Consider the following 12,921-nt stretch of genomic DNA (forward strand, 5'->3'; position numbering starts at 1 on the left):
GGAGAACGCCGCGATCCGCTCAGCCTGCAAACGATCATATTCGGCGGCGAAATTGCGATAGACCTTGGAGTGGCGAGGCATGTGCCCACGGTTCTGGCCGAGAATGTCGTCGGCGAACAGATATTGCGCGTCGCAGCCGGTCCCCGCCCCCATCGACAGCATGATCAGCGACGTCCGCTCCGAGATCGCCTTCGCCACCTCGACCGGCACCACTTCGATCTCCGCGCCGATGGCGCCGGCGGCCTCCAGGTGCTTCACCGCTGCGAAGACCTCCATGGCGGTGTCGGCTGTCTTGCCAACAGCCTTGAAGCCGCCCGTCCAGGTGGCGCGCGATGGAATGAGGCCAACATGGCCGATGACCGGGATGGCGTCGTCGGCCATCCGCTTGATCGTGGCGTAGCCGGCGCTGCAATAGACCGCGTCTGCGCCGGCCTTATAGAGCCGGAAGGCCCAGTGCAGGAAATCGTCCGCCGTGCCGATCTCGAAGAAATTCTCCCCCGGCATGGTGAACAGGCTGGGCGCCGCATCGCGGTATTGCGGGTTGAGCACCAGTTCTGGCGGCACCGAGACGATGTCGACCCCTGCCCGCTCGGCGGCCTCGGCCTCGTCCATCGTCAGCACGCGCAGCATGGTGAGCTGGCGCTTGCCCTTCATGGCGCGCAGGTCCGCCACCGTCGGTCTTTTTCGGCTCATCGAAAGAATTCCCTCTGTTACGTGCTGCGGCAGGTCAGCCGATCTGGATCATCACTTTGCCAGCCTCGACCTTCACCGGATAGGTCGCGAGATCGACGCACACTGGTGCGCCCTTGGCAGCACCAGTCTTGTAGTTGAAGCGGCCATTGTGCTTGGGACATTCGATGATGTCGTCCATCACCAGCCCGTCAGCCAGATGCGCCTTCTCATGCGTGCAGTAGCCGTCGGTGGCGAAGAATTCGTCATCCGGGCTGCGATAGATGGCGAAGGTGCGACCGCCATGGTCGAAGCGGATGACGTCTTCTTCCTCGACATCATCGACGCCGCACGCTTCAACCCAGCCGGCCATCTGGTTCTCCCCTATTCCGCTGCCGCCGGGACGGTCAGCGCATGGAATTCGTCGCGGTACGGCCGTGCCGTCGGCGGCAATTCGCGCTCGAGGAAATAGTCCTCGTACTGGAGCTGTTTGATCAGTACCGGCCAGACCTCGCGATAAGCATGCCACATCGAAGGGTTCGGTTCCGGCAGATCATGCTTGATCAACTCATGCAGCTTCGGCAGCGCATGATAGGGCACCATTGGAAACATGTGATGTTCGACGTGGTAGTTCATGTTCCAATAGATGAAACGGCTGATCGGGTTCATGTAGACGGTGCGCGTGTTCAGCCGATGATCGGTGACATTGTCGGCCAGCCCGATATGCTGAAGCAGGCCGGTCAGCACCATGTGCCAGCTGCCGTAGAGGCGCGGCAGGCCGATCAGCACCAGCGGCAGGAACGACCAGAGGTAGAGCGCCAGCGCGATCGCAGCGAGATAGATAGCGATCTGCCAGCGCGCGGCGATGACCGCCTTGTGCTGCTCCATCTCCGGCACGAAGCTTTTCTCGTCCGGCGAGAGTTTGCCGAACACATTGCGCACCAGCGTCGGCAGCGAATAGCGGAAATCGAGGACGCCGGTGAAGGCAAGTGCGGCGCGCAACAGATCCGGCGGACGCATCACCGCGATCTCGGCGTCGCGGCCAACGATGATCGTGTCGGTGTGATGTCGGGCATGGCTCCAGCGCCAGGTCACCGGATTGCGCATCAGCATGAAGCTCGCGATCTGGTAGACGACGTCGTTCATCCAGCGGGTGCGGAAGGCTGTGCCGTGGCCGCATTCGTGCCAGCGCGAGTCGCTGGAGGAGCCGTAGAGCACACCGTAGACGCAGAAGAACGGCACGCACCACCATGAACTCCAAAACCAGATGCCGCCGGCAGCCGAGCCCAATATGGCGGCGATCCAGATGAGGGTGTCGCGGATCGCCGGCATATCGGAGCGTTGCATCAGCTCCTTCATAGTCTTGCGCGGCACGTCTGTGTGATACCACTCGGCGGAGGCCAGCCCGGTCTCGATCGCGATCCGCGTGCTTTCACCGACCAGGCTGTAGTCGCGCTTTGTCTTGACCGTCGCCATCGTCGCCTCCCGTGCGGTCCTCAAAGGCCGTTGGCGCGGAATTTTCCATCGAGGAATGTCTTGGCGCGTGGCACGTCGTCCTCGGTCAGATGCTCGATGATGACCGGGATGTTCGGGTGCTTTTCGCTGAGCCGCTTGAGATAAAGATCATAATTGAGCGAACCGAGGCCGGGCGCCGGCAATTCGATCTCGCCGACGCCGCGAAAGGTGAGGCCTTCCGAAGCATTGTCATCGCCAATGTCGGCGTGCTTCTCCGACTTGTCGCTGCCGGAGCGCTTGACGTCCTTGGCATGCGCGATCCTGATCTTGTCGGTCAGCGTGTCGAACACCTGGTTCAGCACCTGGTCCATGCGGTCGATATTGTGCGCCTCGAAATAATTGGTCGGATCCATCAGCAGGCCAAGACCAGGATGGTCGACCTGCGCGAACATCTTGACCGTTTCCTCGACTGAGCCGACGACATTGTTGACATAAGTTTCGAGCAGGAAGACCGCGCCATGGTCATAGGCCGTCTGGGCAAGGTCGGAGATCACCTTACGGCATTCCTCGAATCCTTCCTCAGTCTTGTTCCTGGGGTGGTGCACCCAATCGGATTCGGTGTTGTAGGTGCCTGTTTCCGAGATCACGTAAGGCGAGCCGAATTCGCGCGCGTTGCGGATGATCTCCTTGAGATAGCCGACGCGCTTGTCGCGCTCGACCTTGTCCGGGTGGATGATGTTGGTGTAGCCGGAAACGCAGCAGACCGGCAGATTGTGGTCGCGGAACGTATCCCGCACAGTCCTCGCCTTATCTTTGGTGATCTGCCCAGCCGAGAGGTCGATATCCCTGAAATGCAGATCGAGTTGTACCGTGTTGAAATCGAGCGCGCGAATGCGCCGGGCCACCTCTTCGAGGCCATAGGGAAAATAGCCGGTGAAGATACCCGCCTGCATCATGATGTGAACTCCTCCCGGTAAGCGATTCAGCCGCCACGCGATTCGGCGGCCAGATGTTCAGTCGATCGATATCTCGGACAGCTTGACCGTGCGGCCTTGTGCCATGGAGCGGTAGCCGGCTTCGACCAGCGCCATCGTCTTGACGTTATCGGCGACGGACAGCGCCGGTGGCGTGCCCGTCTTCACCGCATGCTGAAGCTGTTCCATAACGCCGATGAATGCGTGCGGGAACCACATCGTGTCCCAGGTGGGCGTCACCCACTCGCCACCGGTCGTCTCGGCCGAGGCATAGGTCAGGGTCGAAGCCACGCCCGTCGGCCAGCCGATGGTGCCCTTGGCGACACCCCTGGTGCCGTCGACGCGCCAGTTGATGTGCTGGTCGTCCTTGTAGCCCTCCTGCCGCGGACCGGACCAGACATCCTCCAGCGACACGGCGAGCACCCCGGACGGGAAGCGCAACGTCGACACGGTGATGCCGTCGGAATGGTCGAATTTCGTGCGCGGATCCTTGCGCGTCAGCGTCGTGATCTCTTGCGGATCGCCGAACAGGAAACGCAGCACGTCGAGATGATGCACGCTCATATTGGCGAGCGTCAGCCGGTCATAGTCGGCAAGAAAAGTCTGCCAGTGCGGGATCGCATGCATGTCGATCTTCGCGAAGACGATGTCGCCCAGCGCGCCACTATCGATGATTTGTTTCAGCACACGCATCGACTGGTCGTAGCGCATGTTCTGGTTGACCGAGAGTATCTTGCCGGACCCGGCCGCTTCGTCGCGCAGCCTGACCGCTTCCTCTACCGACAGCGCCAATGGCTTCTGCGCCAGGATCGCCTGGATGTGCTTCTGCTTCAGCGCATGGCGGATCAGCGCCGGTTGCTGGTCGGGCGGAAAGGCAAGATCGACGATCTCGACCCGGTCGTCCTCGATCAGCTGTTCCGGCGTCTCATGAACGGTTGGGATGCCCCAGCGCCCGGCCACTTTTTCGGCGCTGGCTTTCGTACGCGAAGCAATCGCGACCACTGGGAAGCCGGCTTGTGCATAGGCGGCGAGATGGCATTCGGCCATGATCATGCCGGCACCGACGCAGCCGATCCGGTATTCCCTGGTGCGAATCTTCACATCCGGCTCGAAATCCGTGCCTGCCATCCATTCCTCCCGTGGAGGACAGGATATAACGCGATGGCCTGCGCCTCGGCCAAGGCCGACACCATCATTTCCCATCATGGGGTTGTGACGACCGACGATTCAGACCAGGAATGACGAAGGCCGCGCTGATAAGCGCGCGCCGTCTGTTCGAAGTGGCGACGCGAGGCAGCACTTCCAAGCCACTCAGTCTGGGCGTGTCCCGATGCTGACGATCGCCCGGCCATCCGCGTCGAGGCCGATCGCGATCCGGTCGCCGGAGGCGACACCGGCAATGTCGCACACCACCACCGGCATGCGAATGGTGTAGAGGAATTCGGCGACGATGGCGCCCACCGCCAGGATCGGGTCCGGCCGCTCCAGAAGGATGCCGGAAGGTGCCGTGCCCTTGCGGATCGCCTCGGCCAGAACCGAGGATGAGGAGGACGAGCCACGCCCGCTCGGCATCACCAGGATCTTGCCGGCGATATTCTGGCCGAGACCGGGATGCGAATGGTCAATGATGTCGCCAGTCTCGGCGTCGACGCCGCCCCAGAAGCTGAGCGGCTGCGAAAAAGCCAGCGCCCGGCCCTCGGCCTCACCGGCCAGTTGGAAGGTCCCGAACCGCTCGACCCCGGTGTCAGTCGACCAAATCATGACGCACTCCGCACAACATGCCCGATCGCAGCCGAGCGGATGCAATCCCTCATGTCGGCGAAGGCGACGGACACGCCGATATTGCCCGGCGCGTAATGCGCCCATTTGCCGGAATTGGTCATCACCACGCCGTCCAAGCGCTCGAGGATCGAGGTGACATAAGTGCAGGTGTCGGCGACCGGGATCAAGCCGAACCCCTCCATGCCAGCCAGCGCGCCCTCCTCCTGCAATCGCGTCAGCGTCGCGCGACCGGTGTTGACATAGATCGGGATACGCCTGGCCGGCGCGATCTCGCGCACCATCGGCAACAGACGCATCCATTCGTCATGGGAAAAGTGCGGCGTGCCCAGTGACACGGCCGCCAGCGGCGCACCATCAGGCACGGTCGATAGCCTGGCCAGCGCTTGATCGATGTCGGCGCGGCTGATGCGGATCGAAGCCTCTGGCGCATGGCCTTGGAACGCCTCATCGAGCGTCTTCGCTTCTGGCGTGATGCCGACCGCATGGAACAGCGCCACCGCGCCGGTGGTTGCCGCCGCAGCACCCAGCGCCTTCAGTTGGTCCTCGTCACGCGGTTGTGGCAGGCCGGCGATCACCGGAATCCGATCGCCGCTTGCTTGCCCGATGAACAGCCCGACGCCGACGAACAGGCTGTCGCTCGGCTCCGGCTCAGGAACGGCCAGGTCGAACAGGATGCGGCCGCGCCGGTTCTCGCTCAGATGCAGGCCCCAGGCCGGCGCACGCGCGGTCATGGCGCAGCAGAGGTCGATGAAATCGCCATAACGGTTGGTGCGCGCGCCGATAACCGAATTGGCAAAGACGATGGCATTGGATTCACCCCAGGCGATCTGCTCGCCGAAGCCCGGCCGGAACCGCGTCTGGTAGGGTGCGCAGGTGAACGTCGCCTGGCAGCCGAGTTCGAGATGCGCCTTCATCAGACGCCGCGCCGGCGCTTCCTCCGCCGCCGGCATCTTCACAATGCCGGGATGGATGAGATCGAACGAACCAACATTGAGCGTCGTCGGCACCCGGACACGGCCACCGCCCTCGACCAGCCGTTCGACGAAATCGAGCCCGGCCTTGCCGTGGTAAAGGCAGCCATCGATATGGGCGCCGGCAATATCGAGCAGGCTGCCGGCTCCAACTGCATTGGAAAACGCGACCAGGATTTTCATCGCAGCGGCTGCCGACTGGCCCTGCTCGCCATCGAGCATCGACTGGTCCCGCCCACTCAGTTCCAAGGTCATCGCCACTCCGGACTCTTGCCCGGCTATGCTGTCCCTGATTGCGAACGGTCTGGCAAGACCCGTTGCAGATCTCAGCCCGCAGCGATCAGCACCGTGCTCTCCGGCGACCAGCGCAGCACCACGTCCTGGCCCTCCGACAGCCGCTCGATGCCGGTGTTCTGCACAATGACCTTCAGCGTCTGGCCGGCACGGTCGACGAAGTACGTGCTGTTGTTGCCGGCGAAGATGCGCTTGGAAACCTGGCCCTTGAGCACGTTCGCGTCGGTGGCATTGGAAACCCCGGCATCGGTGGCAATGCGGATGCGTTCAGGCCGCACGGCGCAACTCGCCTTGGCGCCGGCGGCAAGCGTCGCGCCCGCGCCCGCAGCGATCGCCGTGCCGTCCGCCAGGCGGATGCCGTTGCCGGTGCTGTCGCCACGAAAGATGTTGGCGTCGCCGAGGAAAGTGGCGGCGAACTCGCTCTTTGGCCGGTCATAAATTTCCTCCGGCGGCCCTTCTTGCACCAGCCTGCCGTCGCGCAAGATGCCGATGCGGTCGCTCATCGTCAGCGCCTCTTCCTGATCGTGGGTGACGAAGATTGTGGTGATGCCGATCTCTCGCTGGATGCGCTTCAGTTCGATCTGCATGTCGACGCGCAGCGCCTTGTCGAGCGCGCCGAGCGGCTCATCGAGCAGCAGCACCCGCGGCTTGGTGACGATGGCCCGTGCCAGCGCCACCCGCTGGCGCTGACCGCCCGACAGCTGGTGCGGGCGTCGGCCGCCGAGCTTGCCGAGTTGCACAAGATCGAGCGCGGCCTGCACCTCGGCGGCAATCACCGCCTTGGCCTCGCCGCGCACCGACAGGCCGAAGGCGACATTGTCGGCAACGCTCATATTGGGAAACAGCGCATAGTTCTGGAACACCATGCCGATGCGGCGCTTCTCGACCGGCACCCGCTCGACGCTCTCGCCGCCAATGGCAATGCGGCCGGAATCCGGAAAGTCGAACCCCGCGATCTGGCGCAGCAGCGTGGTCTTGCCACTGCCCGACGGCCCAAGCAGCGCATAGAAGCCGCCATCGGCGAAATCGATGGAGACATCGTCCAGCGCCTTGTGCGCGCCGAAGCTGCGCGAGACGTTCGATACCTGTACGCCGGCCATTATTTCTCTCCGCCGAATTTGAAGAAGCGCGCCGTGAGCAGCATCAGTGCCATCGACACGACAATGATGATCGTCGAGACCGCGTTGATCTCGGGCGTGAAGCCCTTGCGGATCGCGGCGTAGATTTCGACCGGCAGCGTCGTCTGCCCCGGCGTCGCCAGGAAATAGGACACCACGAACTGGTCGAACGAGACGGCGAAGGCGAACAGGCCACCGGCAATGACGCCGGGCATGATCCACGGCAACGTAACGCGCGCGGTCACTTGCCACTGGTTGGCGCCGAGAGAGCGCGCCGCCTCCTCCAGTTCCGGCGCAAAGGTCTGCAGACGGGCCGAAACGACGACGATGACATATGGCAGCGCCAGCGCCACATGGCCGAGCAGGATGGCATGCAACCCGCGGCCGATGCCAACGCCGAAGAAGAAGATCAGCATCGCCGTGCCGGTGATCAGCCACGGAATGGCGATCGGCGGAAACAGCAGCGCCTGAAGGAATTTCTTGCCGCGAAATTCGTAACGATAGAGCGCAAGCGACGCCGCCGAGCCAAGTACCGTGCAGATGACGGTGGTGATGACTGCAATCTCGACGCTGTTCCAGGTGGCGGCGATCAGTTGATCGTTCTGCCACAGCGATGCGTACCACTCCGTCGTCCATTCGAACGGCAATTGGTAGAAGGGCGAGACGTTGAACGACATCAGCGCCATGATGATGATCGGCAAATAGAGAAAGGCCAGCAGCAGCCAGATGTAAAGGCGGCCGAGCCATTCGAGGACGCGGGTTGTCGCCATCACGCGGCCCTCTTGAGTACTGGCGAGGCAGCCGCCAGAATTACCAGCACGACGGCCAGCAGGATGAAGGAGAGCGCCGCACCCAGCGGCCAGTTGAACACGGCGACGAACTGGTCCTCGATGACCGTGCCGTAGAAGGTGCCTGTGCGGCCGCCGAGGATGCGTGGCTCCATGAACGAGCCGACAACCGGCACGAAGATGAGTGCTGCGCCGGCCACCAATCCGGGCATCGACAGCGGAATAATCACGCGCTTCAGCACCTGTAGCCGCGAGGCACCGAGCGAGCGCCCGGCCTCGATCAGCGAGTCGTCGATCGCCTGCAGGGTCAGGTAGCAGGTCAACACCATGTAGGGCACATAGGAATGCACCAGCCCGATGATCACGGCCGGATAGGAATACATGAGGTCGATGTTGATTTTGAACGGCAGCACTGCGTTGAGCGCCGTGTCGAGGATGCCGCCTTCGCGCAGAACCATCGCCCAGGAGAAGATGCGCACCAGGCCGTTCGACCAGAACGGCAGGATGACGAGCAGGAAGATCGCCTCGCGGCTGCGGCCCTTCAGCACCTTGGCCAGCACGTAAGCCGCGGGGTAGCCGATGACGATGCACCACAGCGTCACTTCAAGGCCTAGCCGCAGCGAGGCGAGCAGCAGCGTCAGATAGAGGCTCTGCGAGAAGAAGGCGGCATAGTTTCCGAGCGTGAATGCCCACGGCTTCCCAGACAGGGGCAGCTCGGTCATGAACGAGAAGAAGACCATGGCCGAGAGCGGCAGGAAGATCGCCACCGTCAGCCAGAGATAGGCCGGCGCCAGCAGCGGCAATGCCGATCTCAGCCCGCTTCGCGACGCTGTCGCAGCTGCCATGATACCCTCCTCCCCAGGATTGAAAGAACCAGCCGGCGCGAACCGCCGGCTGGCCCGGATGTCGGCCTTATTTCACGTCGACCTTGAGCTGTTGCCACAGCGCCAGATAGGCTTCGCGCTGCGCGTCGGTTATCGGCGCCTGGAACTGGATGCGCTTGGCCACTTCGGGGTCCCCCATCACCTTGCGGTTGAAGGCATCCTCGGGCAGCGCTTCCACCGCCTTCGTGCTAGCCGAGACCGGAGCGCCGACCTTGGTGACCCATTCGACATAGAATTTCGGGTCGATCATGTAGTTGATGAAGGCCTCGGCGCCGGCGACGTTCTTGGCGCCGGCCGGAATGGAAAAGGCATCGAGCCAGGCGACGGCGCCTTCCTGCGGCACGACCAGCGAGACCGGCAGCTTGAAATGCGTCTTGGCGCGGTCGGCAGAACCGCTCCAGTAGGTGCCGATGTCGATCTGGTTGGAGGCGACCATCTGGTTCCAGTCGTTCTCCGAGCTCCAGAAGGTCTTGATCTGCGGCATCAGCGAGGTGAGCTTCGTCTTGACCGCATCCATATCCTTGATGTCGTTGATGTTCTGGCCGGTGGCGATGGCGCCGAACTGCACCGCCTCGACGGCGTCGTCACGAATGACGACGCGGCCCTTGTGGGCGGCATCCCACATCGCGGCGATGCTGGTCGGCGGCTTGTCGAAGGATTTCTCGTTGATGGCGAGCGCTGTCAGTCCCCACACCCATGGCACGCCATAGACCTTGCCGTCATGGACAAGCATCGGCGATCCCGCCTTGTCCTTGCTGATGTCGGCGTAGTTCGGCAACTTGGACGTATCGATCGACTGGATCAGCTTTCCGTCCATCGCCTGGTCGTTGAAGGCGGCATTGATCATGACGACGTCATAGAGGCCGGGATTGGTCCGGATCTTGGTCAGCATTTCCTGTTCGGAATTGAAGAAGTCGTTGATGACCTTGTTGCCGGTGGCCTTTTCGAAAGCCTCGACGGCCCACGGCTCGTCGGTGCCGTAGCCCTTCCAGTTGAGCACATGCACTTCGTCGGCCTTGGCGGCAAACGCAAGTGCGGAGGTAAATACGGCGGTCGCCGTCAAAAGAGCAGTCAAGTCAGGCATGCGCATGGTTGGTTCCTCTCTGTGTTTGCCCGCTTCCCGGGCTTGTCAGGCTTTCTGGCAGTTATGCATTGGCCTTCTGTGTCCGGCCCTGTGCGCCCGACGGGTCGGCGGCATGGCTCAGGAATGTCTGGATCTCGTAATCGGTCGGCGCCGAAGAACCGCCATGGCGGGTCACCGAAACCGCCGCCGCTGCATTGGCATAGCGCGCTGCCTCGAAAGGCGGGATGCCGCGCGACAGCGCGCTGACGAAGGCGCCGATATGTGTGTCGCCGGCGCCGTTGGTGTCGATGGCGGAAACTTTGAAGCCGGCAACGGTCTGCACCGAGCCGTCGGCCCGCCGTACGTGACAGCCCTTGGCCCCGGCGCGGATGACCACGCCGGCTGCTTTCGGGCAATGGACTTCCAGCAACCGCGCGGCAACCGTTTCAACGTCGCCCGGACCGGCAATCTCGGCCGCTTCCGTCGCGTTGCAGCTTAGCCATGTGGTGCGGGCCAGCACCCGTGACAGGATGAGGCGCGGAATGTCCGATATCACCGGCGTCGGATCGAAGACGAAGGGAGTGTCCGCCGGCAGTGTTTCGATCCAGTCGGTGAGCACGTCACGGCTTGCGGGGTAGCTCAGCGTGTAGCCGGAGGTGAACACCCAGTCACCCGGTGTGACCGAGACGGGCGCCATCATGTCGGGGCTGAGCACGCTCTCGGCACCCGGCCACGACACGAAGGTGCGTTCGGCGTCGCTCGAGATCATGGCGACGCAATTGCCGCTATCCATCAAGGGCGATGGCGGCGTCAGCGTCTCGATGCCCTCGTTGGCGAAAGCGGCCCGCAGGAAGTCGCCGTTCGGCCCACTGCCGAGCTGGCCGCCGAACACCACCTTCATGCCGGTACGGCTGGCCGCGACCATCATGTTGAAGCCGCCGCCGGCGACCTGGGCGAAGCTCGATGCGGTCTTCTCCGTGCCGGGCGCCGGCAAGGCATCGATGCGGTAGACATAGTCGACCACGGCACTGCCGATATGGACGAGACGCCCGCTCATGCCGCCGCGTCCTTGCCGGAACCTTTTTTCGCAACCCTTACCGCCATGAGATCGGAGGCAAGGGCGCGAACCTCCGACATGTCGATGCCGACAAGCCTGGCGATATGCTGCTGCGGCAATCGGGAAAAGCCGGCGCAGGCTCCCGCCATGCCGGCCGCGATGGCGCCGATCGTGTCGGTGTCACCGCCGAGATTGGCGCTGATGACGGCCGCCTGCCATGGATCGCCGCCGGCGACTTCCAGCACCGCGAAGGCGGCCGGAACGGATTCCTGGCTGGCGACGCCGGTGCCAACCAGATCGGTGATCAGCCGGATCGCATCCTTCATCACCTTGCCACGCACGATGTCCTGCGCCCAGACGATGCGCGCGGCGATGTCGCCGCCGGTCACCCAATGGCCGAGCGTGGCCCCGCGCCTCGCCGCCGCAACGGCGCTGTCGGATGCGGCGCGCCAGCCACCGCCGGCGACGCCACAGCTGACGGCGGCAGCGACTGCGGCGGCCGAAGCAATGGCGATCGAAGTGTTGTGCGTCGCCTGGCAGGTCTCCGCCACCTTGGCGACCAGCGCGTCGAGCGGCTCCAGCGGCATCATGATGCCGACAGGCGCAATGCGCATCGCCGCACCATTGGTGTCGCCGCCGCGCCCTGCTTCCTCCGCCGGCACGCCATTGTTGATGGCATCGATGGCGCGCTTGGTCGACGGTCCCAGCAGATCGTAGCTGCCGCGCGCTTTGACCTCGCGCTCCCAGTCGAGCAGTGCGTTGACCCAGCGCGCATGGTCGAAACGGTCACCGGACTCCACAAGGATGCGGCCAAGCAGCAGTGCCTGCTCGGTGTCGTCGGTGACGGTGCCGGCCAGCAGCCCTTTCGACACCGGATGGTCGGCAACCGGGGCGACGAAATCGTCGACATGGCCATAAAGCTCGGCGATCCGGGCCGGCGACAGGAGTTGCGTCGGCATGCCTAGCGCATCGCCAATCGCCCCGCCGACAAGTGCGCCCATGGCGCGGTCGATCGCCTTGCTCGCTGCATCCGACATCGCTCAGAACCTCATATGCAGCGCGAAATGCGCCGGGTTGAGCAGGCTGGTGACATACTCGATCGGCCGCTCGTCGGCGGCGCGGGTCAACCGACGGCCGCGCAGGAACGGCGAGCCTTGCGGGCAACCGAGGATGGCGGCATCCTCGGCATTGAGCATCTCGATTTCGACCCATTCCTCACCATGGTCAGGAATGAGCCCCGCGTCGCGCAGCGTCTGGTGCAGCGAACCCTCGCGCAGGCCGCGCAGCGGCACGTCCTCCAGTTCCGGCGACAGCGGCAGCCGGCTGCGTTCGATAGAAATGGCATGGCCGTCGCTGGCGTTGGTGCGAACCCGGTCGACGGCGATGAAAAACGGGCTCTCAATGCCAAGCCAGGCAGCCAGGTCTGCGTCCTCGATCACCTCCAGTCGCAGCGTCCGCGTCTCGGCATTGGCGCCGGCATTGGCCAGCGCCCGCGACCAGCCGACCGCGTCGTCGACCGGCATGCCGTCAAAGGTGACGAACGAGCCGATGCCGACCTTGGTGGTGATCAGCCCGCGGCTGGACAGTTCCTCGAGGCCCTTACGAATCGTGTTGCGGCTGACGGAGAAGCGCTGGACCAGCTCGTTCTCGCTTTGCAGGCGGTCGCCGAAGCCGAGCACGCCGGAGCGGATTTCATGCTCCAGAACAGTGGCGATCTGCTCGGGCTTGCCCGTGCCGGGAGACAGTTGAACCGCGCGCCGCTTCATATGCGTACCTGTCTAGTGAACCTGTATAGTCCTGTTCAATATATGGACGTGGGTACCATGTCAACGGGATGCCGAAGGCAAGCCAAACGGCCAGCGAATG

At 63.6% G+C, this 12,921-nt stretch carries 14 protein-coding genes; all 14 read right to left on the reverse strand.

Features of this window, described 5'->3' with window-relative positions; all coding sequences use genetic code 11:
• Positions 1-693, reverse strand: a 693-nt coding sequence (locus AC1D08_RS10610) for a 3-methyl-2-oxobutanoate hydroxymethyltransferase (protein ID WP_477423084.1), incomplete at its 3' end; no start/stop codon positions are given.
• Between the two features lie 34 nt (positions 694-727).
• Positions 728-1,042: a MocE family 2Fe-2S type ferredoxin gene (locus AC1D08_RS10615; protein WP_477226916.1), complete on the reverse strand. Its 315-nt coding sequence runs from the start codon at positions 1,040-1,042 to the stop codon at positions 728-730.
• Between the two features lie 11 nt (positions 1,043-1,053).
• Positions 1,054-2,145 carry a fatty acid desaturase family protein gene (locus AC1D08_RS10620; RefSeq protein WP_457155290.1) on the reverse strand — a complete coding sequence of 364 codons (1,092 nt, stop codon included), beginning with the start codon at positions 2,143-2,145 and terminating at the stop codon, positions 1,054-1,056.
• 20 nt (positions 2,146-2,165) lie between these two features.
• Positions 2,166-3,080, reverse strand: a complete 915-nt coding sequence (locus AC1D08_RS10625; RefSeq protein ID WP_477413320.1) for a sugar phosphate isomerase/epimerase family protein — start codon at positions 3,078-3,080, stop codon at positions 2,166-2,168.
• Positions 3,081-3,137: 57 nt separating this feature from the next.
• Positions 3,138-4,226 (reverse strand): Gfo/Idh/MocA family protein, encoded by a 1,089-nt coding sequence (locus AC1D08_RS10630; protein ID WP_457153980.1) that lies wholly within the window; start codon positions 4,224-4,226, stop codon positions 3,138-3,140.
• 183 nt (positions 4,227-4,409) lie between these two features.
• Entirely contained in the window at positions 4,410-4,859 is a 450-nt protein-coding gene (locus AC1D08_RS10635) for an aconitase X swivel domain-containing protein (RefSeq protein WP_457153979.1), read from the reverse strand.
• The gene (locus tag AC1D08_RS10640) at positions 4,856-6,106 is read right to left on the reverse strand and encodes an aconitase X (protein WP_457153978.1); all 1,251 of its coding nucleotides are present in this window, start codon (positions 6,104-6,106) and stop codon (positions 4,856-4,858) included. The genes AC1D08_RS10635 and AC1D08_RS10640 overlap by 4 nt, the downstream gene beginning before the upstream one ends.
• A 71-nt stretch (positions 6,107-6,177) precedes the next feature.
• Positions 6,178-7,245: an ABC transporter ATP-binding protein gene (locus AC1D08_RS10645; protein WP_477423087.1), complete on the reverse strand. Its 1,068-nt coding sequence runs from the start codon at positions 7,243-7,245 to the stop codon at positions 6,178-6,180.
• Entirely contained in the window at positions 7,245-8,033 is a 789-nt protein-coding gene (locus AC1D08_RS10650; protein ID WP_457153982.1) for an ABC transporter permease, read from the reverse strand. Before AC1D08_RS10650 ends, AC1D08_RS10645 begins: the two co-directional genes overlap by 1 nt.
• Complete coding sequence (locus AC1D08_RS10655; RefSeq protein ID WP_095091419.1) at positions 8,033-8,896, reverse strand: ABC transporter permease; 864 nt, start codon at positions 8,894-8,896, stop codon at positions 8,033-8,035. The genes AC1D08_RS10650 and AC1D08_RS10655 overlap by 1 nt, the downstream gene beginning before the upstream one ends.
• 67 nt (positions 8,897-8,963) lie before the next feature.
• Complete coding sequence (locus AC1D08_RS10660; protein ID WP_457151261.1) at positions 8,964-10,025, reverse strand: ABC transporter substrate-binding protein; 1,062 nt, start codon at positions 10,023-10,025, stop codon at positions 8,964-8,966.
• Between the two features lie 55 nt (positions 10,026-10,080).
• Entirely contained in the window at positions 10,081-11,055 is a 975-nt protein-coding gene (locus tag AC1D08_RS10665) for a PfkB family carbohydrate kinase (protein WP_457151262.1), read from the reverse strand.
• Positions 11,052-12,092, reverse strand: coding sequence for an ADP-ribosylglycohydrolase family protein (locus tag AC1D08_RS10670; RefSeq protein WP_477423089.1), 1,041 nt, complete (start codon positions 12,090-12,092; stop codon positions 11,052-11,054). The genes AC1D08_RS10665 and AC1D08_RS10670 overlap by 4 nt, the downstream gene beginning before the upstream one ends.
• A gap of 3 nt (positions 12,093-12,095) precedes the next feature.
• On the reverse strand, positions 12,096-12,821 hold the full coding sequence (locus tag AC1D08_RS10675) for a GntR family transcriptional regulator (protein ID WP_457151264.1): 726 nt from the start codon (positions 12,819-12,821) through the stop codon (positions 12,096-12,098).
• Positions 12,822-12,921 lie beyond the last annotated feature (100 nt).

This window comes from Mesorhizobium sp. P2_E6, assembly GCF_056403835.1.